Raw genomic sequence first — 398 nt, forward strand, 5'->3', positions numbered from 1 at the left:
TCCCGTCCTTCATCGACTCCTAGTGTCAAGGCATCCACCGTGCGCCCTTTCTAACTTAACCAAAATTAAAAAAATATGAGCTACACTGTTATCTAGTTTTCAAAGAACATATATTTTCGAGAGATAGTTCTCTCAAAACTGAACAAAACGAAACACGGAAACTTTATTGATGAACAGCGTTCATCAATTCTCCATAGAAAGGAGGTGATCCAGCCGCACCTTCCGATACGGCTACCTTGTTACGACTTCACCCCAATCATCTGTCCCACCTTAGGCGGCTGGCTCCAAAAAGGTTACCCCACCGACTTCGGGTGTTACAAACTCTCGTGGTGTGACGGGCGGTGTGTACAAGGCCCGGGAACGTATTCACCGCGGCATGCTGATCCGCGATTACTAGC

General features: G+C 47.2%; 1 rRNA gene. It reads right to left on the reverse strand.

Going from position 1 to position 398, the window contains the following annotated elements:
* Positions 1 to 197: 197 nt before the first annotated feature.
* A 16S ribosomal RNA gene (locus MR076_RS26070) occupies positions 198 to 398 on the reverse strand; the annotation flags it as partial.

Source organism: Bacillus cereus group sp. BfR-BA-01380, assembly GCF_022663535.1.
In the GTDB taxonomy this organism is placed as follows: Bacteria; Bacillota; Bacilli; order Bacillales; family Bacillaceae_G; genus Bacillus_A; species Bacillus_A cereus_BB.